Origin of the sequence: Cronobacter muytjensii ATCC 51329 (assembly GCF_001277195.1) — a bacterium.
GTDB classification, from domain to species: domain Bacteria; phylum Pseudomonadota; class Gammaproteobacteria; order Enterobacterales; family Enterobacteriaceae; genus Cronobacter; species Cronobacter muytjensii.
In genome coordinates this window covers 2,956,892-2,979,009 of sequence record NZ_CP012268.1, presented here as the reverse complement: position 1 = coordinate 2,979,009, position 22,118 = coordinate 2,956,892, and the positions used below count along the sequence as shown (strand labels likewise).

General features: G+C 61.2%; 15 protein-coding genes. 12 read left to right on the top strand and 3 right to left on the bottom strand.

Going from position 1 to position 22,118, the window contains the following annotated elements; genetic code table 11:
- The first annotated feature begins 26 nt into the window (after window positions 1-26).
- Window positions 27-938 carry a fructokinase gene (gene mak, locus AFK63_RS13765; protein ID WP_038864386.1) on the top strand — a complete coding sequence of 304 codons (912 nt, stop codon included), beginning with the start codon at window positions 27-29 and terminating at the stop codon, window positions 936-938.
- Window positions 939-965: 27 nt separating this feature from the next.
- Here the strand turns inward: mak and sbcC are convergent, their stop codons facing one another.
- Together sbcC and sbcD are read right to left on the bottom strand one after the other, a co-directional pair.
- The gene (sbcC, locus tag AFK63_RS13760) at window positions 966-4,115 is read right to left on the bottom strand and encodes an exonuclease subunit SbcC (protein WP_038864385.1); all 3,150 of its coding nucleotides are present in this window, start codon (window positions 4,113-4,115) and stop codon (window positions 966-968) included.
- Entirely contained in the window at window positions 4,112-5,326 is a 1,215-nt protein-coding gene (sbcD, locus tag AFK63_RS13755; RefSeq protein ID WP_038864384.1) for an exonuclease subunit SbcD, read from the bottom strand. Before sbcD ends, sbcC begins: the two co-directional genes overlap by 4 nt.
- A 198-nt stretch (window positions 5,327-5,524) precedes the next feature.
- On the opposite strand from sbcD, the gene phoB reads away from it, so the two are divergent.
- From phoB to AFK63_RS13720, 7 genes are all read left to right on the top strand, one after another.
- Complete coding sequence (gene phoB / locus AFK63_RS13750; protein ID WP_007720408.1) at window positions 5,525-6,214, top strand: phosphate response regulator transcription factor PhoB; 690 nt, start codon at window positions 5,525-5,527, stop codon at window positions 6,212-6,214.
- Window positions 6,215-6,236: 22 nt separating this feature from the next.
- Entirely contained in the window at window positions 6,237-7,550 is a 1,314-nt protein-coding gene (phoR, locus tag AFK63_RS13745) for a phosphate regulon sensor histidine kinase PhoR (protein ID WP_038864383.1), read from the top strand.
- 396 nt (window positions 7,551-7,946) lie between these two features.
- Window positions 7,947-9,266 carry a branched-chain amino acid transporter carrier protein BrnQ gene (brnQ, locus tag AFK63_RS13740; RefSeq protein ID WP_038864381.1) on the top strand — a complete coding sequence of 440 codons (1,320 nt, stop codon included), beginning with the start codon at window positions 7,947-7,949 and terminating at the stop codon, window positions 9,264-9,266.
- Between the two features lie 71 nt (window positions 9,267-9,337).
- Window positions 9,338-10,705 carry a proline-specific permease ProY gene (gene proY, locus AFK63_RS13735; RefSeq protein ID WP_038864380.1) on the top strand — a complete coding sequence of 456 codons (1,368 nt, stop codon included), beginning with the start codon at window positions 9,338-9,340 and terminating at the stop codon, window positions 10,703-10,705.
- Window positions 10,706-10,874: 169 nt separating this feature from the next.
- Complete coding sequence (gene malZ / locus AFK63_RS13730) at window positions 10,875-12,692, top strand: maltodextrin glucosidase (protein WP_038864379.1); 1,818 nt, start codon at window positions 10,875-10,877, stop codon at window positions 12,690-12,692.
- An 84-nt stretch (window positions 12,693-12,776) separates the two neighbouring features.
- Window positions 12,777-15,503, top strand: coding sequence for a DUF2339 domain-containing protein (locus AFK63_RS13725; RefSeq protein ID WP_038864378.1), 2,727 nt, complete (start codon window positions 12,777-12,779; stop codon window positions 15,501-15,503).
- The gene (locus AFK63_RS13720; RefSeq protein ID WP_038864377.1) at window positions 15,500-16,876 is read left to right on the top strand and encodes a DUF3999 family protein; all 1,377 of its coding nucleotides are present in this window, start codon (window positions 15,500-15,502) and stop codon (window positions 16,874-16,876) included. Before AFK63_RS13725 ends, AFK63_RS13720 begins: the two co-directional genes overlap by 4 nt.
- Here AFK63_RS13720 and acpH read toward each other — a convergent pair whose 3' ends face one another.
- Window positions 16,877-17,458, bottom strand: coding sequence for an ACP phosphodiesterase (acpH, locus tag AFK63_RS13715; RefSeq protein WP_038864376.1), 582 nt, complete (start codon window positions 17,456-17,458; stop codon window positions 16,877-16,879).
- Window positions 17,459-17,559: 101 nt separating this feature from the next.
- Here acpH and queA point away from each other — a divergent pair, with 101 nt between their 5' ends.
- The 4 genes from queA to secD all read left to right on the top strand — a co-directional run bounded on the left by queA (window position 17,560) and on the right by secD (window position 22,110).
- Window positions 17,560-18,630, top strand: a complete 1,071-nt coding sequence (queA, locus tag AFK63_RS13710) for a tRNA preQ1(34) S-adenosylmethionine ribosyltransferase-isomerase QueA (RefSeq protein WP_038864374.1) — start codon at window positions 17,560-17,562, stop codon at window positions 18,628-18,630.
- Window positions 18,631-18,753: 123 nt separating this feature from the next.
- Window positions 18,754-19,881, top strand: coding sequence for a tRNA guanosine(34) transglycosylase Tgt (gene tgt / locus AFK63_RS13705; RefSeq protein ID WP_004387763.1), 1,128 nt, complete (start codon window positions 18,754-18,756; stop codon window positions 19,879-19,881).
- 21 nt (window positions 19,882-19,902) lie between these two features.
- Complete coding sequence (gene yajC / locus AFK63_RS13700; protein WP_007720388.1) at window positions 19,903-20,235, top strand: preprotein translocase subunit YajC; 333 nt, start codon at window positions 19,903-19,905, stop codon at window positions 20,233-20,235.
- Between the two features lie 27 nt (window positions 20,236-20,262).
- Entirely contained in the window at window positions 20,263-22,110 is a 1,848-nt protein-coding gene (secD, locus tag AFK63_RS13695) for a protein translocase subunit SecD (RefSeq protein ID WP_071603725.1), read from the top strand.
- Window positions 22,111-22,118: the final 8 nt, after the last annotated feature.

Sequence of the window (22,118 nt, the reverse complement as noted above, 5' to 3'; positions counted from 1 at the left end):
AAGTCATTGAATATGAGGAAGCAGACGTGCGTATTGGGATCGATTTAGGCGGCACCAAAACCGAAGTGATTGCGCTCGACGACGACGGCGAACCGCGTTTTCGCCACCGCGTGCCGACGCCGCGCGACGATTATCCGCAAACCGTCGAGACGATAGCGGGCCTCGTTGAGCTTGCCGAGCAGGAAACCGGTGATCGCGGTACGGTGGGCGTCGGCATACCCGGCACGCTTTCGCCTTATACCGGCGTGGTGAAGAATGCGAACTCGACCTGGCTGAACGGTCAGGCGCTCGATAAAGATCTGAGCGCGCGGCTCAATCGTGAAGTGCGGCTTGCGAATGACGCCAACTGTTTCGCTGTCTCTGAGGCCGTGGACGGGGCCGCGGCGGGCGCGCAGACCGTGTTCGCGGTCATCATCGGCACCGGCTGCGGCTCCGGCATCGCGCTGGGCGGCAGAAGCCATATCGGCGCCAACGGCAACGCGGGCGAGTGGGGCCATAATCCGCTGCCATGGATGGATGAAGATGAGCTGCGCTATCGCGAAGAGGTGCCGTGCTACTGCGGCAAGCAGGGCTGTATCGAAACCTTTATCTCCGGCACAGGCTTTGCGACCGACTACCATCGTCTGAGCGGTCAGCCGCTCACTGGCAGCGAAATCATCCGCCTGGCGGACGCGCAGGACGCAGTGGCGGAGCTCGCGCTCAGCCGTTATGAACTGCGGCTGGCGAAATCGCTGGCGCATATCGTCAATATGCTCGACCCGGACGTGATTGTGCTGGGCGGCGGAATGAGTAACGTCGACCGGCTCTACAAAACTGTACCGCCGCTGATGAAACACTGGGTGTTTGGCGGCGAGTGTGAAACGCCGGTACGTAAAGCGGTGCATGGCGACTCCAGCGGCGTGCGCGGCGCGGCGTGGCTCTGGCCTGCCACGCGCTAATAAAAAAGGGGCGCAATGCCCCTTTTGTCAGTCGACCTGATACTCCCGCGCCAGCCGGCTCACGCCGAGTCCGTTAATCTTCCTGACTTTAATCTGCACCGGAATACGCTCTTTCATCGCCTCAACGTGGCTGATGACGCCGATGGTTTTGCCGCTGGCGTTCAGCGCGTCCAGGGCATCCAGCGCGGTGTCGAGCGTCTGCGCGTCCAGCGTGCCGAAGCCCTCATCGAGGAACAGCGAATCGATGCGGGTTTTATGGCTGACCAGATCCGAAAGCGCCAGCGCCAGCGCGAGGCTTACCAGGAAACTCTCGCCGCCGGAGAGCGTACGGGTATCGCGCACCGCGTCCGCCTGCCAGGTGTCGACCACTTCAAGCTCCAGGTCTTCGCTCAGCTTCCGCTTCAGCAGATAGCGGCCATGCAGACGCGTCAACTGGTTGTTAGCAAGCCACACCAGGTTATCCAGCGTCAGCCCCTGGGCGAATTTACGGAACTTATCGCCTTTCTGGGAGCCGACCAGATGGTTGAGCTGCCCCCATTCGTCGGCCTCGCGCCGCGCCTCGTCAATCAGCCCGAGCAAGGAGGCGAGCCGCGCGCGGTTCTCTTCATCCTGGCGCAGCTGCTGGCGCAGCTCGCCCTGACGCGTCGTATTATCACGTAATCGCTCAGCGATAAGCGCCAGCGCCGCCTCGCTCTGACGCGCATCCGCCGTGTCGTCAAGCGTGGCCGGGCGCGCGTTAAGATGGTGCTCCAGCGCCTGTTGCGCCTGCGTAAACAGCGTCTGCTGCGCCTCCCGCTCGCGCGCCAGCCGCTGTTTTAACGCCTCAAGCGCGCGCAGCGTCGCGTCATCCAGCAAAGCGGCGAAGAACGCCGTTTTATCCGCGAACGGGCTGGCGGCGAGCGCCTCGTCAAACGCGCGGCAAGCGGTTTGATAACGCGCGCGCTCCTGCTCAAGCTGCGCGCCGAGCGTCTGCCACTGGGCTTCCAGCGACAGGCAGAGCGTATGAGCCTGATGGCCTGCACGCGGCAGGTCGTCCACCGGCGTGGCGGCCGCCTGCGCGTCGCCATCCTCCGGCAGCAGAGTAAGGAGATTTTCGCAGGCCGTGAGCTGCTCGCGCAGGCGTTGCTGGCGATCGTGCTCCTGTTGCCAGCGTGTCGCCTCTTCTTCGCGCGCGGCGAACCACGGCGCCGGGTCGTCGTGGTCCGGCTCGGCCAGCGACAATGCCGCCAGCTGGGCGCGCAGTGTCTCCTGCTGGGTCTGATACGCGCTTTCAAGCGCGGTGAGCTGGCGCTGCGCGCTGTCGATGGCCGCCTCCAGCGTCTGGCGTTCGCGCAGCAGTTGCAACTGCTGCTCGCGCTGTGTCTGCTCGTCAAGCCACGGCGTGATATCCTCGCCCGGCATCGCGTTGATCGCGGCGGCGGCGCAGAGCGTCTGCCACTGCGACGTGAGCGCTTGCTCCTCTTCCAGCAGGCTTGTCGCTTCGTTTTCCTGTTGCTGGCGCTGTCTTATCAGCGCGTCGAGCTGGCCGCGCAGCGCCGCGCCCTCCGCGCCAAGCTGTTCTTTTTCTTGCTCCAGTTGCGTGAGCCGCAGGCGGCTGGCGTCGGGTTTCAGCGCCTGATACGCCTCCACCGCCGGGTGTTCGGTCGCGCCGCAGAGCGGGCAGGGGCTGCCAGGCTGCAGGCGCGCGCGCTCTTCGACCAGACTTGCGATGCGCTGCTCCAGCTCGCAGACCGCTTTTGCTCGGGCCACCTCGTCCTGTTTGGTTTTGTAATCCTGACGCTTTTGCGCAAGCTGCTGCTCCAGCTGCTGGATTTGCGTTTGCAGCGCGACAAAGCCCTCCTGCTGGCGCGCTTTACGGCGCATCAGCGGCGCAAAAGCCGACTGGAGCGTTGCCAGTTGCTGGCGCAGCGGGCGCTGTTCGTTGAGCGTCGAGAGCGCCTGAGCAACATCTTCAGGGGTGAGGAAAAGCCCGGCGTCCGGCAGCGCGTCGCGCTTGCGCCGGGTGGCGGCGAGACTGTCGTTAAGCGCCCGTATCTGTTGGCTGTCGCGTTTTTGCTGCGCCAGCACGGCGCGCCAGCCCGCCAGTTCGCTGCTCCAGAGGCGGTAGCGGTCGTGTTCCGTGAGCCAGCGGGCGACCCGGGCGAGGTCGTCTGCGCGGATCTGCGCCTGTTCCGCCGCCGCCTGGCGGATCTCCCGGCGGCGCTGGGCGCTTTCCTGTAAGCGAACGCTCACTTCTTCGTGCTGGCGCTGGGTCGCGGCAAGCGAGGTCTCAAGCTCCTGGCAGCGCAGCCAGGCCGGACGCAGTTTTTCGGCGGGCAGCGCCGCCTCCAGTTTTGCAAGCTGCGGGGCGGCCTCCTGCAATGCCTGTTCCGCCCGCGCCACGCCCTGACGCGCCGCCTCAAGCGCGGCGGCGAGCGCGGTGCGCTGCGTCAGCCACAGATGCTGTTGCTGGAGCTGACGCTGCTGCGCCAGTTGCGTTTTTTCATCGTCAGTAAGCGCCTGCAAACCTCTGGTAAGGCTTTCGCGCTGCGCGTCATCCAGAAGCGTCACGCCCTGCGCCTGGGATTCGAGCTTCTCAAGCTGGCTGCGCGCTTCCTTATGCTGTTCGAAAATACGCGCGGAGACCTGGCCGTAGATTTCAGTGCCGGTGAGCTCTTCTAACAGTTCGGCGCGGGCTTTGGCCTCGGCGTTGAGAAACGCGGCGAACTGCCCCTGCGAGAGCATCATCGATCGGGTGAAACGGTCATAATCCAGCCCGGTCAGCGCGGCGATGCGGTCAAGTTTGTCTTTGATTTTATCGGCGACGATTTTGCCATCGTCACAGCGCGCAAGCTCCACGCGCGGCGCCTGTAAATTGCCGTCCGGCTGGCCGCGGGCGCGGCTCTGGCTCCAGAACGCGCGCCAGGCGACGCCTTTAACTTCAAACTCCACCTCCGCCAGACATTCGGCGGTGTCGCGGGTCATTAAATCGTTCTGGCTTTGCGACAGCGCGTTCAGACGCGGCGTGCGGTGATAGAGCGCAAGGCAGATGGCGTCAAGCAGCGTGGTTTTGCCCGCGCCGGTCGGGCCGGTAATGGCGAACAGTCCGTTGCTGGCGAACGGCTCGGCGGTGAAGTCGATTTTCCATTCGCCTTTGAGTGAATTCAGGTTTTTCAGCCGCAGGGTTAAGATTTTCATGCCTCGTCTTCCTCGTGCAGGCTCTCCAGCGTGCGGGCGAACAGCGTGCGCAGCCGCGCCCGCTCTGGTTCTTCCAGCGCTTCCAGATCCAGGCGGCGCTCAAACACTTCTTCCACGCCCAGTTCGCTGAGGGTTTCAGTGCTGAGCGTGCCAAGTGCGCGCTCGCGCATCTCGCGGCTGCGACGCAGCAGGACGACTTCCACCGGCAGGCTTTCGGTAAGCTGGCTTATCTGGCGGTGCATGTCGTGCAGGAACTCTCCGGTGTCAATTTCAATATCGAGCCAGACTTTCGGCTCGTCGGGCGCGTCGCGCCACTGTTCGAGCTGGGCGGTGATGGACGCCAGGCTGCCTTTTAAGACCGCCAGCGGCTGGCTGACCGGCACCGGGAGCGCCGTGACGTCGCGCAGTTTGCCGTCGGCGAACTCCACCAGAAACACGCTTTTCTCTTTGCCGGTTTCATCAAAGCTCAGCGCAATCGGCGAGCCGCTGTAGCGGATATGCTCGCAGCCCGCGACCTTCTGGGCGCGGTGGATATGGCCAAGCGCGATGTAATCGGCGGGCGGAAAGCGATCCGCCGGAAACGCGTCGAGCGTGCCTATATAGATGTCGCGTACCGCGTCACTTTTCGTCACGCCGACGGTCGTGAGATGGCCGGTGGCGATAATCGGCAGATTACGCTCGCCGCGAAGCTGGCAGGCGGCCTCGTAGCACTGTTGATAGTGCTGGCTGATGGCCTCCAGCAGTTGCTGCTGTTTTTCGCGCCCCGACTGGCCGCTAAGGCTGCGCAGCACATCGCGCGGGCGCAAAAACGGAATGGGGCAGAGCACCGCGCCGGGCTCGCCGTCGCGCCGGTATAATAAGGTGGCCTGACTTTCCGGCGTCAGCCGGGCGCTGGCGATCACCTGCGTGTTAAGGCAGGCGAGCAGCTCGCGGGATTCATTCAGCGTCGCCACCGAATCGTGGTTGCCGCCCAGCACGATAAGCGGACAGTTCGTCGCCTGCAGTTTGACGACAAAGCGGTTGTAGAGCTCGCGCGCATAGCTCGGCGGCGCGCCGGTATCAAAAATGTCGCCTGCGACGATAATCGCGTCCACCTGATGCTCGATGGCAGCGCCGAGGAGCCAGTCGAGAAAGGCTTCATGCTCGGCGGCGCGGCTTTTGGCATAAAAATTTTGACCAAGATGCCAGTCTGAGGTATGCAGAATACGCATGGGATGCCCTGTGGCGAAAAAGCGAGAAGGGGATTATAAACATCCGGTACGGCGAGTGTCCTGTTTCGTCGCGCCGCGCGGTTTTTTCGCCTGCGCTGACAGGTCATCTTACGGTCATCTTTTTCATAAATCTGTCATAAATCTGACGCATAATGGCGCCGCATTACATTCTGTTTACTTTATTTAACAGGGCTAATCATGGCGAGACGTATTCTGGTCGTTGAAGATGAAGCACCTATCCGCGAGATGGTATGCTTCGTACTGGAACAAAATGGCTTCCAGCCGGTGGAAGCGGAAGATTATGACAGTGCGGTGAATCAACTCAATGAGCCCTGGCCGGATCTGATTTTGCTGGACTGGATGCTGCCTGGCGGATCGGGGATCCAGTTTATTAAACATATCAAACGCGAAGCGCTGACTCGCGAGATCCCGGTCGTGATGCTGACCGCGCGCGGCGAAGAAGAAGATCGCGTACGCGGTCTGGAAACGGGCGCGGATGATTACATTACCAAGCCGTTCTCCCCGAAAGAACTGGTGGCGCGCATCAAAGCCGTCATGCGCCGCATCTCCCCGATGGCGGTGGATGAAGTCATTGAAATGCAGGGCTTAAGTCTCGATCCATCATCGCACCGCGTGATGACCGGCGAAAATCCCCTCGACATGGGGCCAACGGAATTCAAACTGTTACACTTCTTTATGACGCACCCGGAGCGCGTTTACAGCCGCGAACAGCTGCTGAACCACGTCTGGGGTACGAATGTGTATGTGGAAGATCGCACTGTCGATGTGCATATCCGCCGCCTGCGCAAGGCGCTGGAACATAGCGGTCATGACAGAATGGTACAAACGGTGCGCGGTACGGGTTATCGGTTCTCGACCCGTTTTTAAACCCAAAACAGGAGTGTGACGCGTGCTGGAACGGCTGTCATGGAAAAGACTGGTGCTGGAGCTGTTGCTTAGCTGTATTCCGGCGCTGGTTCTCGGGGCGATATTCGGCTATCTGGCATGGTTTTTACTGGCGGCAGTGACCGGATTGCTCATCTGGCATTTCTGGAATCTGCTGCGCCTTTCCTGGTGGCTGTGGGTGGATCGCAGCATGACGCCGCCGCCTGGCAGCGGCAGCTGGGAGCCGCTGCTCTACGGGCTGCACCAGATGCAGTTGCGCAATAAAAAGCGTCGCCGTGAGCTGGGCAATCTTATCAAACGCTTTCGCAGCGGCGCGGAATCGCTGCCGGACGCCGTGGTGCTGACCACGGAAGAGGGCGCCATCTTCTGGTGTAACGGTCTTGCGCAACAGCTGCTTGGCCTGCGGTGGCCCGACGATAACGGGCAGAACATCCTTAACCTTCTGCGCTACCCGGAGTTCACCAGCTATCTGCGCGGCCAGGATTTCAACCGACCGCTGCATCTGGTGCTCAATAACGGGCGTCATCTTGAGTTTCGCGTGATGCCATACAGTGAAGAGCAGTTGCTGATGGTGGCGCGCGATGTCACACAGATGCATCAGCTCGAAGGCGCGCGACGCAACTTCTTTGCAAACGTCAGCCATGAGTTGCGCACGCCGCTGACCGTGTTGCAGGGCTATCTTGAGATGATGCATGAGCAGACGCTCGAAGGGCCGCTGCGTGAAAAAGCGCTGCATACCATGCGCGAGCAAACCTACCGGATGGAAGGCCTGGTAAAACAGCTACTGACGCTGTCGAAAATCGAGGCGGCGCCCGCGATGCAGCTCAACGAAACCATCGATGTGCCGATGATGCTGCGTGTCGTGGAGCGCGAAGCGCAGACGCTCAGCCAGCAGAAGCATACCTTTACGTTTGAGGTGGAACCACAGCTTAAAGTGCTTGGCAACGATGAGCAGTTGCGCAGCGCGATTTCCAACCTGGTCTATAACGCGGTGAACCATACGCCTGCGGGCACGCATATCACGGTGCGCTGGGAGCACACGCCGCATGGCGCGCGCTTTAGCGTGTCGGATACCGGGCCTGGGATCGCGGCGGAGCATATTCCTCGCCTGACGGAGCGCTTTTACCGGGTGGACAAAGCGCGCTCGCGCCAGACCGGCGGTAGCGGGTTAGGACTCGCGATTGTAAAACACGCGCTGACGCATCATGACGCGCGACTGGAGATTGAAAGTACGCCCGGCAAAGGAACGACGTTTTCGTTTCTGCTGCCGGAAAGACTCATTGCCGCCGCGCCTGCCAAAGCGGTTTCTGTAGTGTAACTCGTCACGTCTGCTTTCCGGGGCCAGCCATAAGCTGGCCTTATTCATTTTTTATCCACCTTGCAGCGCTTTTTACATCGTTTGTTGCTTTTTTGCTCGCGCGAATCGCCGGAGGTTTTTTAGGAAATTAGATTTTATCACTGCCCCGAAACTTAGATCTGGCATAAAGGTCTGGTTTTACGATCCCGTCTTGCCTTTAAACGTTATAAGCGTTTAAATTGCGCCCCTGCTATTGCCAGACCGACTGTTTTTGCGTGGTAAACTGAAAAACAATTCTTCGCCAGCGTAATCGGGAAGCATATCCCGCTGTCGCCGTCTGAAATAGCCGCGTTTTCGTCAGGCAACTGACGGTAAAAAATATTTATTTCAACACCACATCCACAGGCAGTAAATCTTATGACCCATCAGTTAAAATCGCGCGACATTATCGCACTGGGGTTTATGACCTTTGCGCTGTTCGTCGGCGCGGGTAACATCATTTTCCCTCCTATGGTTGGTTTGCAGGCCGGTCCGCATGTGTGGACGGCGGCGATCGGCTTTCTGATAACCGCTGTTGGTCTGCCTGTGCTGACCGTGGTGGCGCTGGCGAAGGTCGGCGGCGGCGTTGACAGCCTGAGCCATCCGATCGGCCGCGTGGCGGGTATTCTGCTGGCGACCGTCTGCTACCTGGCGGTAGGGCCGCTGTTCGCGACGCCGCGTACCGCCACCGTGTCGTTCGAAGTGGGCATTGCGCCACTGACCGGCGACGGCGCGCTGCCGCTGCTGATTTACAGCCTGGTCTATTTCGCGCTGGTGATCCTGGTCTCGCTCTATCCGGGCAAACTGCTGGATACCGTGGGCAACTTTCTGGCGCCGCTGAAAATCATCGCGCTGGTGGTGCTGTCGGTCGCGGCCATTCTCTGGCCGGCGGGCGATATCAGCGTGGCGACAGAGGCCTACCAGAAAGCGGCGTTTTCCAACGGGTTTGTGAATGGCTATCTGACGATGGATACCCTGGGCGCAATGGTGTTCGGGATTGTTATCGTCAACGCGGCGCGCTCGCGCGGCGTTACCGACTCTCGTCTGCTGACGCGCTACACGGTGTTCGCAGGCCTGATGGCGGGCGTGGGCCTGACGCTGCTCTATCTGGCGCTGTTCCGCCTGGGCTCTGACAGCGCGACGCTGGTGGATCAATCCGTTAACGGCGCGGCTATCCTGCACGCTTATGTTCAGCATACCTTCGGCGGTGCGGGCAGCTTCCTGCTGGCGGCGCTGATTTTCCTGGCATGCATGGTGACCGCGGTCGGCCTGACCTGCGCCTGCGCTGAGTTCTTCGCGCAATACCTGCCGCTCTCCTACCGCACGCTGGTCTTTATCCTGGGGCTGTTCTCCATGGTGGTGTCGAACCTCGGCTTAAGCCAGCTGATTCAGTTCTCGATTCCTGTGCTGACGGCCATCTATCCGCCGTGTATCGCACTGGTTGTGCTGAGCTTTACCCGCGGCTGGTGGCATAATGCGAGCCGTGTTATCGCCCCGGCGATGGCGGTCAGTCTGCTGTTCGGTTTGATTGATGGGGTGAAAGCCTCGGCGATAAGCGGTATCCTTCCGGCCTGGACTCAGAAACTGCCGATGGCGGATCAGGGGCTGGCCTGGCTGCTGCCGACCATCGTGATTGCGCTGGCGGCGGCCGTCTGGGATCGCATGGCCGGACGGAGCGTGACTTCCACCGCACACTGATCGTCGGTTGATTGTTGAACCACGGGGCCTGGCTCCGTGGTTTTTTTATTGTATGACGTGGTACTGGAAAGATGGAAAACGAGAACAAGCTCAAGCGCGGATTGAGTACAAGACACATCCGCTTTATGGCGCTGGGTTCAGCGATTGGCACCGGCCTGTTTTACGGCTCGGCGGACGCCATCAAAATGGCAGGCCCAAGCGTACTGCTGGCCTACATTATTGGCGGCGTGGCGGCGTATATCATCATGCGCGCGCTCGGCGAAATGTCGGTGCATAACCCGGCGGCGAGCTCTTTCTCTCGCTATGCGCAGGATAACCTCGGCCCGCTCGCGGGTTATATCACCGGCTGGACCTACTGCTTTGAAATCCTGATTGTCGCCATCGCCGACGTGACCGCTTTCGGCATCTATATGGGCGTCTGGTTTCCGGCGGTGCCGCACTGGGTCTGGGTGCTGAGCGTGGTGCTGATTATCTGCGCCATTAACCTGATGAGCGTCAAAGTGTTCGGCGAGCTGGAGTTCTGGTTCTCGTTCTTTAAAGTCGCCACCATTATCATCATGATTGCCGCCGGTATCGGCATCATTATCTGGGGCATCGGCAACGGCGGCCAGCCGACCGGTATCCATAACCTGTGGAGCAACGGCGGCTTCTTTGCGAACGGCTGGATTGGCACCGTGATGGCGCTGCAGATGGTGATGTTCGCCTATGGCGGCATTGAGATTATCGGCATCACGGCGGGCGAGGCGAAAGACCCGGCGAAATCCATTCCGCGCGCCATCAACTCCGTACCGCTGCGTATTCTGGTGTTTTATGTCGGTACGCTGTTTGTGATCATGTCTATCTATCCATGGAACGAAGTCGGCACCAACGGCAGCCCGTTCGTCCTGACCTTCCAGCATATGGGCATTACCGTCGCGGCGGGTATCCTGAACTTCGTGGTGCTGACCGCTTCACTGTCGGCGATCAACAGCGATGTCTTCGGCGTCGGTCGCATGCTTCACGGCATGGCGGAGCAGGGCAGCGCGCCGAAAGTGTTCGCCAAAACCTCGCGTCGCGGCATTCCGTGGGTGACGGTGGTCGTGATGTGCTTCGCGATGCTGCTGGCGGTGTACCTCAACTACATCATGCCGGAAAACGTCTTCCTGGTGATTGCGTCGCTCGCGACGTTTGCGACCGTCTGGGTCTGGATAATGATCCTGCTCTCGCAGGTGGCTTTCCGCCGTCGCCTGAGCGCTGGCGAAGTCAAAGCCCTGAAATTCAAAGTGCCGGGCGGGGTGGCGACCACCATCGCGGGCCTGATTTTCCTGGCGCTTATCATCGCGCTGATTGGCTATCATCCGGATACCCGCATTTCGCTCTACGTCGGTTTCGCGTGGATTGCGCTGCTGCTGGTCGGCTGGGTGTTTAAACGCCGCCGCGACGCCCGTCTTACCGCGTAATCCTTCTCCCTTCATCCCCGCCGCCTGGCGGGGATGATGTTTTCGCTCTACGCTCACCTGAGATTCTCCGCCTCCCGTCTCCTCCCCCAATAAAATCCAGAATGAGGAAGGCGCGCGGTTGCCCGTGTGAAAAGATCGCCCCGTTTTCTGTCGATTAAGGATTAAGTGTATGTTGAATGCCTGGCATCTCCCCGTCGCGCCCTTTATTCGCAAGCAGGGGGAGACGTTACAGATTACCCTCTGGCTCAAGGGCGACGCGCTGCCGGAAACCGTTGTGCTGCGCTACGAGCGCGATAACGAAGAAACGCCGTTTACCATGAAGCGGCTGTCAGCCGCGCCGCACCCGGAGGTCAGCGCGTGGCAGGCGAGTATTCCGCTCGGCGACGGTCAGCCGCGCCGCCGCTACGCCTTCAAACTGCTCTGGCGCGATCGTCAACAGTGGTTCAGCCCGCTCGGCTTTAGCGCAGTCCCGCCTGCTCGTCTGGCGCTGTTCGCGACTGACGCGCCGGACAACGGCCCGCAGTGGGTGCAGGATCAGGTGTTTTATCAGATTTTCCCGGATCGCTTTGCCCGCAGCACGCCGCGTGGGGCGCAGCAGGACAAGATTTACTATCACCACGATCAGGGGCGCGACATTATTCTGCGCGACTGGCACGAGCCGGTAAGCGCGGAGGCGGGCGCCTCGACGTTTTACGGCGGCGATCTCGACGGCATCTGCGAAAAGCTGCCCTATCTGAAAGCGCTTGGCGTTACGGCGCTTTATCTCAACCCCATCTTTTGCGCGCCAAGCGTACATAAATATGACACCGCCGATTACCGCCACGTCGACCCGCAGTTTGGCGGCGATGAGGCGCTGTTGCGCCTGCGCGAAAAAACGCGTGAGGCGCAAATGCGGCTGATTCTGGACGGCGTCTTTAACCACACCGGCGATACGCACCCGTGGTTCGATCGCCAGAACCACGGCGAAGACGGCGCGTGCCACCACCCTGACTCGCCGACGCGCAACTGGTACAGCTTCACCGATGACGGCCACGCGTTCTGCTGGCTCGGTTATGACAGCCTGCCGAAACTCGATTTCGCCGAGCGTGGCGTAGTGGAGGAGATCTACGCAGGCGAAGAGAGCGTCGTGAAGCACTGGCTGAAAGCGCCGTGGAACATTGACGGCTGGCGGCTTGACGTGGTGCATATGCTCGGCGAGCGCGGCGGGGCGAAAGAAAACCTGCGCCACGTCGAGGGCATTACGCGCGCGGCTAAGGCCGTGGATCCGCAGGCGTTTGTTTTCGGCGAGCATTTTGGCGACGCGCGCCAGTGGCTGCAAAACGACGCCGAAGACGCGGCGATGAACTACCGCGGCTTTACCACGCCGCTGTGGAGTTTTCTCGCGGGTGTGGATCAGGGGCTTGAACCGCAACGGCTCGACGCCGCCGACTGCATCCGATGGATGGAGGAGTACCGCGCGGCGCTCTCGCACCAGCAGCAGTTGCGGATGTTTAACCAGCTCGACAGCCACGATACCGCACGCTTTAAGACGCTGGTTAACGGCGATCCGGCGCGCCTGCGGGCGGCGGCAGTATGGCTTTTCTGCTGGCCTGGCGTGCCCTGCATCTTCTATGGCGACGAAGTGGGCGTGGAAGGCGGTAACGATCCGTTCTGTCGCCAGCCATTCCCGTGGGAACCCGCGCGCCAGGACGGTGAATTGCTGGCGCTCTATCAGCGGCTCGCGCGCCTGCGCCATCGCAGCCGGGCGCTGCGTTCCGGCGGCTGTCAGGTGATGTACGCAAAAGGCGATGTCATCGTATTCGCGCGCGTCTTCCGACAGGAGCGGGTGCTGGTGGCGCTCAATCGCGGCGCGGCCTGTGACGTGACGCTGCCTTTCTCACCGCTCCTTGCGGGGCAAACCTGGACGCATGAAGAGGGCGATGGCGCGCTGGATGAACAGACGCTGCGACTGGCGGCGGGGGCGGCGGTTATCTGGCGCACGCGATAAGCGTACCGAAATGCGGTAAAGGAATACCGCTTTTCATTCAGATATGGGAAAGTAGCCGCACCTCTGTCGCAGGGTCTGAAATCAATGGATGAGATTTTTGTATTTGCTGCTCTGATTGCGCTTTTCTGCATCGTCGTGGTGCCGGTACTGGCTATCATGGCGCTAAAGCGCAGCGCACGTAACGAAACTGAACTTCAGCACCTGCGCGAGCGGGTAGCGACGCTGGAGGCGCGTCTCGCCGACGCCTCTGCGACGGGCGCCGTAGCGCCTGCGCCGCAGGCCGCGCCTGTGCCCGCCACCGCAGTGCCTGTTGTCACTGCGCCTGAACCTGATACGGCCCCTGCGCCTGAACCTGAACCGGCCCCTGCGCCGCAAGTGGCTGATACGCCGCCGGTCTGGTCGCAGGCGGTGCGTGACGCGGCGAAACCGCGTGCGCGTGACGCCGCGCCGCGCCGTGAGAAGTCGGTGCAGGAAAACCGCGGCGAGGCCGCGCTCGGCGGCATATTCACGGGGCTCGCCCGCTGGTTTATGCAAGGTAATCCGCTCGCCAAAATCGGCGTTATTTTGCTCTTTTTAGGGCTCTCCTTCCTGCTGCGCTACAGCGTTGAGCGCGACATGCTGCCGCTTGAGCTGCGCGTCGCGGGCGCGGGCATCGCGGGGCTGGCGCTGCTGGCGTTCGGCTGGCGGCTGCGGCATAAGTCTCCTCTCTATGCGCTGATCCTCCAGGGCGGTGCTGTCGGCGCGTTGTACATCACGATTTTCGGTGCGTTCCGGCTCTGGCAGATGTTGCCGATGCCGCTCGCCTTTAGTCTGATGCTGAGCGTGTGCGCCGCGAGCGTGGCGCTGGCGGTGCTGCAACGCGCCTTAAGCCTCGCGATGCTGGCGAGCCTCGGCGGCTATCTTGCGCCGCTGTTGCTCTCCACTGGCGGCGGCAGCCATATCGCGCTCTTTTCGTTCTATCTGCTGCTTTCTGTGGGCATCGCCGTCGTGAGCGTCTGGCAGCACTGGCGCGAGCTGAACCTGCTCGGGCTGCTCTTTACCTTCGGCGTGGCGGGCTTGTGGGGCATTAACGGCTATCAGCCGGATGAGTGGCTGAGCTGCCAGCTCTTTCTTATCGCCAATATTCTGCTCTTCGGCGTGGTCTGTGTGGCGCTGTCGTTACGCGCGCAGCAGCACAGGAAAATCGTCGACGGCGTGCTGCTGTTCGCGCCGCCGCTGGTCGGGTTCGGGATGCAGTACGCAATCACCCGACACTGGACATACGGCCCGGCGTTTTCCGCGCTCGGCTTTGGGCTGGTCTATTTACTGCTTGCGCGCGCTGCGCTGCGTCGCTACCCGCAGGAAGGGCGGATACTGGCGATGGGCGGACTGGCGCTCGGCGGCGCGTTTGTCACGCTCGCGATCCCGCTGGCGCTTTCGGCCCGCTGGACGGCGCTCGCCTGGGCGCTGGAAGGGCTGGGGCTGCTGTGGTTTGGCATGCAACAGGCTCAGCGGCGCATGAGCTACAGCGGCAGCGCGCTACTGGTGCTGGCGGCGGCGAGCGCGATTTACGCCTGGCTTGACGGCATCGCCATGCTGAACGCGGCGTTTATCTGCGCGGTGCTGGCGCTCTGCTGGCTTGCCGGTGGCTGGCTGTGGCGTGAGCCGCAGCGGCAGGTGAGCCGCGTGCATCTTGGCGCTGGCATTGCGTTCTGGCTGTTGGCGCTTTTGCAGGCCGCCCGCTGGACGTTTGCGGATTTCTCCGTCGGGTTTGCCCTGTTGCTTGCGCTGCTCGCGCTCTCCGTGGTGCTGTGGCGCGTGGGCGCGCGTAAAGCCGCGTGGCCGGATCTTGCGTACGCCGTCTGGCTGCTGTGGCCTGGCATGGCCCTGATGCTGCTGTGTCATCTCGTGATTGACGGCGCGCTGGTGCAGGCAGGCTGGCACAGTCTCGTCTGGTGTCTGGCGCTGCCGTGCGCGCTCTGGCTGCTGCGCCGCGATGCCGGCACGCTGCCGGCGCGTATCCAGCAGGGGCTGCACCTGACGTTGTTCTGGATGTTGTTGCTTGCCGCAGGCGCGGAGACCTGGTGGTTTACTGACAGCCTGCCGTGGGGCAGCGAGGCGTGGCAGGCGGGTATTATTCTGGCTGTCAGCGCCGCTATTGTGCTGCTGGTGAGCGCGGCGATCCGACGCCAGTGGTGGCCGTGCGCGCAGTGGCCTGCGCTTTACTGCGGACCGGGGCTGGCGCCGCTCGCGCCTGCGCTTGCGCTAGTGCTGCTAACGGGCAATCTGCTGGACGGCGTATCGATCGGCTGGTCGTATCTGCCGTTTATCAATCCGCTGGAGCTTGGCGCGGGCTTCGCCCTGCTGGCATTGCTGAGCTGGTGGCGGCTGCTCACGCGCTTCTGGTTGCCGGCGCTGCGTCAGGCTGAACCCTGGGCGCCGCTTGTCTGGCTGGCGCTGCTGTTCTGGTGGGGCAACGGCGTGGTGCTACGCACCCTGGCCTGGGGGGGTGATATTCCCTGGCAGGCCGACGCGTTATGGGGTTCGCGCCTGGTGCAGACCACATTCGCGCTACTCTGGATGCTGCTGGCGCTGCTGGTGATGGTGCGCGCCACACGCCAGGGCGCGCGGCAGGGCTGGTTTTGCGGCGCGGGGCTGCTTGGCGTGGTGATTGTGAAGCTGATGCTGGTGGACAGCGCTGGCGGCGGCGGGCTCGCGCGCGCCGTCGCGTTTATCGGCGTCGCGGTGCTGGTGCTGATTGTGGGTTATTTTTCTCCGCTGCCGCCGAAAGCGGCGCAGCCGGTCAACGCCCGTCAGGGAGAGTCAGAATGAAACGATACTGGATGGCCCTCGTCTGGGCGATGACCGCCGCGTGTGCGGCAAGTGATGACACCTCAGGCCCTGCCGAGAGCCCGCAGGATTACGCGCGTGGCGTTGAGCTTGCCGTCGAAGGGCAGTCGCCCTGGTACCAGCTGACGCTGCCGGAGGCGGTGTATCAGCAGAGCGCGTTTCCGGACCTGCGCGATGTTCGCGTATTTAATTCGCAGGGCGCGAGCCTGCCTTTCGCGATGGAAACCACGACGCCGCCCGCGCCCGCGCCGCAAAGCGCGCCGCTGACGGTCTATAAGCTGGACGCGCAGCCGCTCAAACCCGCCCGTGACGACGACGCGCAGGCGATGCTGCTGACCGCGCCGTCCGGCGTGCAAATCCGCATGGAAAACCCGCCCGACGAGACGCTGAGCGCAAGCTGGCTTATCCCGCTCGGCGAGGGGCGGGGCGAGCAGGCGCTGACGCAGCTGCGTCTGGCGTGGCCGCCGCAGGCGAACGGCTGGCAGGCACGGGTGGATGTGCTTAGCAGCGAGACGCTGCGCGACTGGCAGCCGGAAGTGGCCGACGCGCCGCTGATGGATTTAACCTCCGGCGATCAACGTTTGTTGCAGGACAGGGTGGATTTCAGCGACGGGCTCGCGCTTTCCGGCGCGAAATACCTGCTGGTGGTGGTGAAAAACGCCAGCGCGCCGCTCGAATTCACTTCGGCCACCGGGCAGTGGCAGGCGCCGCATCCGCAGCCTGTGCGCATACCGCTGCCGGCTCAGGGCGTGAAAGCGCCGGATAACGCGGCGGTCTACCGTTGGCCGCGTCCGCAGCCGTTTGATGCGCTGACGCTGCGCCCGGCGCAGGAGAACGCCGTTGTGCCGGTGGAGATTGACTATCGCCGCGCGGATAACATGCCCTGGCAGCCGCTTACCCGTACCGTGATTTACCGCCTGCCGGAGCGCCCTGTGGTCAGAATTGCGCTGCACGGCGAGCTGATTTCCGCCCTTCGCGTGCGCGCTATCAATCAGCGCTTCGGGGATGCCCTCCCGGAAGTAGTCGGCGAACGCGATGAAAAAACGCTGGTGTTTAACGCCCAGGGCCACGGCCCGTTCCTGCTTGCCTGGGGCAACGGCGCGGCGCAACCGCAGGCGCTGGCGCTGCAAACGCTGGTGCCGGGACAGCGCAACCTTGAGACGCTGCCTTACGCGCAGGCGGTCAATCCTGTGACGTTAGGCGGCGATGCGCGGATGGTGGCGAAAGATGCTGTCGCGCAGCGCAGCGCGCTCTATACGTGGCTTATCTGGGGCGTGCTGGTGGCGGGAGCCGCCGGGCTGCTGCTGCTCGCCTGGCGGCTGTGGCGGGAGATCCGTCGTGAAAAGGCGGCGTAATCAGAGCGTCTGCTGGCGCGCCATCTCCATCATGCGCGGATAAAAGCGCCAGAACTGGCGCTCCAGCGCGGCGTAGTGGGTATTGAGATCGTCCCAGGAATCGCGCAGCGCCGCCAGTTTCGGGCGGCGGCTCGCCATGCCGTTGAGCACGCGGGCGATAAAGTCCATGTCGCGGTAGCGCTCCATCCAGCGCTCGCGCCAGAGAACCTCGTTAAGGTTGACGAAGCGCTCGGGCGCATCGGGCAGTGCAGGCAGGATCAGCGCGTGCGCATGGGCGACGAACTGGTCTAGCGGCACCTCGGGCGAAATGCGCGCCCAGTGGCGCGAGAGGAAGTGATCCCACATGACGTCCAGCGTGACCGGCGCCACGCGGCGGGTTTCCGGGCGGAACCAGTCGCGCGCCTCGCGTACTTCCGGCAGGTTATCGGTGAGGACATCCACGCGCCGGTGCATGTAAATTCCCGCCACGACATCCGCCGGGTAAAACGCGTCCGGTTTGCCGCGCACAAAGTCCGCCATCAGGTTTCCGGGCAGCGAACTTTGCGCGAGATGCGCGAGGTGCAGATGGGCGAGAAAATTCATAACGATCCTTTCCAGAAAGAGAGATAAAGCGGCTTATCAGTTGCAGGGAGCGCGCCCCGGCACTAGACTAGCCGCCTGTTTTTTATGTCAGAGTTCCAGCCATGCGTTTGACCGATTTCTCCTTTGAATTACCCGAATCCCTGATAGCTCACTATCCACAAGCTCAGCGCAGCGCCTGTCGCCTGCTGTCGCTCGACGGGCCGACGGGCGATCTCACGCACGGCACTTTCACCGATTTGCTCGATAAGCTCAACCCCGGCGATCTGCTGGTCTTTAACAATACCCGCGTGATCCCGGCGCGCCTGTTCGGCCGTAAGGCGAGCGGCGGCAAGATCGAAGTGCTGGTGGAGCGTATGCTTGATGACCACCGCGTGCTGGCCCATATCCGCGCGTCCAAAGCGCCGAAGCCGGGCGCGGAATTACTGCTGGGCGATGATGAAAGCGTAAACGCGACAATGACCGCGCGCCACGACGCCCTGTTTGAAGTGCAGTTTAACGACGAACGTCCGGTGCTGGATATTCTCAACAGCATCGGCCATATGCCGCTGCCGCCGTACATTGAACGTCCGGATGAAGAGTCCGACCGCGAACTCTATCAGACCGTCTACAGCGAGAAACCGGGTGCGGTCGCGGCGCCGACCGCCGGGCTGCATTTTGATGAGCCGCTGCTGGCGCGCCTGCGTGAAAAAGGCATCGAGATGGCGTTCGTGACGCTGCACGTCGGCGCGGGCACGTTCCAGCCGGTACGCGTCGAGAGCATCGAGGATCACGTGATGCACTCCGAATATGCGGAAGTGCCGCAGGACGTGGTTGACGCGGTGCTGGCCGCAAAAGCGCGCGGCAATAAAGTCGTCGCCGTGGGCACGACGTCGGTACGCTCGCTGGAAAGCGCGGCACAGGCGGCGCAAGACGCGCTTATCGCGCCGTTTTTCGGCGACACGCAGATTTTTATCTATCCTGGCTATCAATACAAAGTGATCGACGCGCTGGTGACAAACTTCCACCTGCCGGAATCCACGCTCATTATGCTGGTGTCCGCCTTCGCGGGTTATCAGCACACCATGAACGCTTACCGCGAAGCGGTGAAAGCGGAGTATCGCTTTTTTAGTTACGGCGATGCGATGTATATCACGTACAATCCGCAGGCCATTTTCGAGCGGCCGGGCGAGTAATTTTATTCAGCGCCGGCGCAATACCGCTATTTTCTCTCTCCATAAGCGGAGAGGGCCGGGGTGAGGGGAGCCTTCACCCTGCAACATTAATCATCAGACTGTCTCTCTGATGTGGAGAAAAACGTGAAATTTGAACTTGATACGACCGATGGCCGCGCGCGCCGCGGCCGCCTGGTATTTGATCGCGGCGTGGTGGAAACCCCGGCGTTTATGCCTGTCGGCACTTACGGCACCGTTAAAGGCATGACGCCGGAAGAAGTGGAAGCCACCGGCGCGCAGATTATCCTTGGCAATACCTTTCACCTCTGGCTGCGTCCCGGCCAGGAGATCATGAAACTGCACGGCGACCTGCACGATTTTATGCAGTGGAAAGGCCCGATCCTGACCGACTCCGGCGGCTTCCAGGTCTTCAGCCTGGGCGATATCCGTAAAATCACCGAGCAGGGCGTGCATTTCCGCAACCCGATCAATGGCGATCCGATTTTCCTCGACCCGGAAAAATCGATGGAGATCCAGTTCGATCTCGGCTCTGACATCGTGATGATTTTCGACGAGTGTACGCCATACCCGGCAGACTGGGATTACGCGAAGCGCTCCATGGAGATGTCTCTGCGCTGGGCGAAACGCAGCCGTGACCGCTTTGACAGCCTCGGCAACAAAAACGCGCTGTTCGGTATTATTCAGGGCAGCGTTTACGAAGATTTACGCGATATCTCGGTTAAAGGTCTGGTAGAGATAGGCTTTGATGGCTACGCTGTCGGCGGCCTGGCTGTCGGCGAGCCGAAGGAAGATATGCACCGCATTCTGGAGCATGTCTGCCCGCAGATCCCGGCGGACAAGCCGCGCTACCTGATGGGCGTGGGCAAACCGGAAGATCTGGTCGAAGGCGTACGTCGCGGCATCGATATGTTCGACTGCGTAATGCCGACGCGCAACGCGCGTAACGGCCATCTTTTCGTCACCGAAGGCGTGGTGAAAATCCGCAACGCGAAGTACAAAAGCGATACGGGGCCGCTGGATCCTGAGTGTGATTGCTATACCTGTCGCAATTATTCACGCGCCTACTTGCATCATCTTGACCGTTGCAACGAAATACTGGGCGCGCGGCTCAATACCATTCATAACCTTCGCCACTATCAGCGCTTAATGGCTGGTTTACGCAAGGCTATCGAAGAGGGTAAATTAGAGCACTTCGTCGCGGATTTCTACCAACGCCAGGGGCGGCCGGTGCCACCGTTGAACGTTGATTAATTTAATAATGAGGGAATTTGAATGAGCTTTTTTATTTCTGATGCGGTAGCCGCTGGCGGTGCGCCGGCGCAGGGCAGCCCGATGTCACTGATTCTGATGCTGGTGGTGTTTGGTCTGATCTTCTACTTCATGATCCTGCGTCCGCAGCAGAAGCGCACCAAAGAACATAAAAACCTGATGAGCTCTATCGCTAAAGGCGATGAAGTGCTCACTAACGGTGGTCTGGTGGGTCGCGTGACCAAAGTAGCGGAAAACGGCTACATTGCTATCGCGCTGAACGACACCACCGAAGTGGTTATCAAGCGTGACTTCGTCGCAGCCGTCCTGCCGAAAGGCACCATGAAGGCGCTGTAATCCATTGTTTTCCCAAAGGGAACTGCCGTGTTAAACCGTTATCCTTTGTGGAAGTACCTCATGCTGGTCGCCGTGCTTATCGTCGGCCTGCTTTATGCACTTCCCAACCTGTATGGTGAGGATCCGGCTGTTCAAATCACTGGCGCGCGCGGCGTCGCCGCCAGTGAGCAAACGCTGATCCAGGTCCAGAAAACGTTACAACAAGAAAAAATTTCCGCGAAATCTGTGGCTCTGGAAGAGGGCGCCATTCTCGCGCGCTTTGACTCCACCGATACTCAGCTACGCGCTCGCGAAGCGCTGATGAGCACGATGGGCGATCAATTCGTCGTCGCGCTTAACCTCGCGCCTGCCACCCCACGTTGGCTCACCGCTATTTCCGCCGAACCGATGAAGCTCGGTCTTGACCTGCGCGGCGGCGTTCACTTCCTGATGGAAGTGGATATGGACACTGCGCTTGGCAAGCTCCAGGAACAGAATATGGACAGCCTGCGCAGCGATCTGCGCGAAAAAGGGCTGAGCTGGACGAACGTACGTAAAGCCGATAACTACGGCGTGACGATTCAGTTCCGTGACAGCGATACCCGTGACGCCGCGGTTTCTTATCTGACGACCCGCCATCGTGACATGGTTATCTCCGGGCAGGGCGACAACGGCCTGCGCGCGGTGATGTCCGATGAACGTCTGCGCGAAGCGCGTGAATATGCTGTTCAGCAGAACATTAACATCCTGCGTAACCGTGTTAACCAGCTGGGCGTTGCCGAGCCGCTGGTGCAGCGTCAGGGCGCTGACCGCATCGTGGTTGAACTGCCGGGTATTCAGGACACCGCGCGCGCTAAAGAGATCCTCGGCGCGACTGCCACCCTGGAGTTCCGTCTGGTCAACAGCACGGTTGATCGCTCTGCCGCAGCCGCAGGTCGTGTTCCTGGCGACTCCGAAGTGAAGATGACCCGTGAAGGGCAGCCTGTCGTGCTGTACAAACGCGTTATCCTGACCGGCGACCATATTACCGATTCCACCTCTGGAGTTGATGAATACAACATGCCGCAGGTGAATATTTCGCTCGACAGCTCGGGCGGCAATATCATGTCCAACTTCACCAAAGACAACATCCATAAACCGATGGCGACGCTCTTTGTGGAATATAAGGACAGCGGTAAGAAAGACGCTAACGGCCGCAGCATTCTGGTGAAACAGGAAGAAGTGATTAACGTCGCGACTATCCAGGCGCGTCTCGGTCAGAATTTCGTCATCACCGGCATCGATAATCCGAACGAAGCGCGTCAGCTCTCGCTGCTGCTGCGTGCGGGCGCGCTGATTGCGCCTATCCAGATTGTTGAAGAACGCACTATCGGCCCGACGCTTGGGATGCAGAACATCACCCAGGGTCTGGAAGCGTGCCTGGCGGGCCTCGCGGTCTCCATTCTCTTCATGATCCTGTTCTATAAAAAGTTCGGCCTTATCGCGACTACCGCGCTGCTGGCAAACCTGGTGCTGATCGTCGGCATTATGTCGCTGCTGCCGGGCGCCACGCTGACCATGCCGGGTATCGCGGGGATTGTGTTAACCCTTGCGGTCGCGGTGGATGCGAACGTGCTGATAAACGAGCGTATTAAAGAAGAGCTCAGCAACGGCCGTTCGGTGCAGCAGGCGATTGATGAAGGTTACCGTGGGGCGTTCAGCTCTATTTTCGACGCCAACGTCACGACGCTGATTAAGGTCATCATCCTGTACGCAGTGGGGACCGGGGCGATTAAAGGGTTTGCTATCACGACCGGTATCGGCGTGGCGACCTCCATGTTCACCGCTATTGTCGGTACCCGTGCCATTGTAAACCTGTTGTACGGCGGCAAACGCATCAACAAGCTGTCTATCTGAGGAGTGCG

Coding starts and splice junctions, on each gene's coding strand:
- sbcC (WP_038864385.1), bottom strand. CDS start 4,115: ATGAAAATCTTAACCCTGCGGCTGAAAAACCTGAATTCACTCAAAGGC.
- sbcD (WP_038864384.1), bottom strand. CDS start 5,326: ATGCGTATTCTGCATACCTCAGACTGGCATCTTGGTCAAAATTTTTAT.
- phoB (WP_007720408.1), top strand. CDS start 5,525: ATGGCGAGACGTATTCTGGTCGTTGAAGATGAAGCACCTATCCGCGAG.
- brnQ (WP_038864381.1), top strand. CDS start 7,947: ATGACCCATCAGTTAAAATCGCGCGACATTATCGCACTGGGGTTTATG.
- proY (WP_038864380.1), top strand. CDS start 9,338: ATGGAAAACGAGAACAAGCTCAAGCGCGGATTGAGTACAAGACACATC.
- malZ (WP_038864379.1), top strand. CDS start 10,875: ATGTTGAATGCCTGGCATCTCCCCGTCGCGCCCTTTATTCGCAAGCAG.
- AFK63_RS13725 (WP_038864378.1), top strand. CDS start 12,777: ATGGATGAGATTTTTGTATTTGCTGCTCTGATTGCGCTTTTCTGCATC.
- AFK63_RS13720 (WP_038864377.1), top strand. CDS start 15,500: ATGAAACGATACTGGATGGCCCTCGTCTGGGCGATGACCGCCGCGTGT.
- acpH (WP_038864376.1), bottom strand. CDS start 17,458: ATGAATTTTCTCGCCCATCTGCACCTCGCGCATCTCGCGCAAAGTTCG.
- queA (WP_038864374.1), top strand. CDS start 17,560: ATGCGTTTGACCGATTTCTCCTTTGAATTACCCGAATCCCTGATAGCT.
- yajC (WP_007720388.1), top strand. CDS start 19,903: ATGAGCTTTTTTATTTCTGATGCGGTAGCCGCTGGCGGTGCGCCGGCG.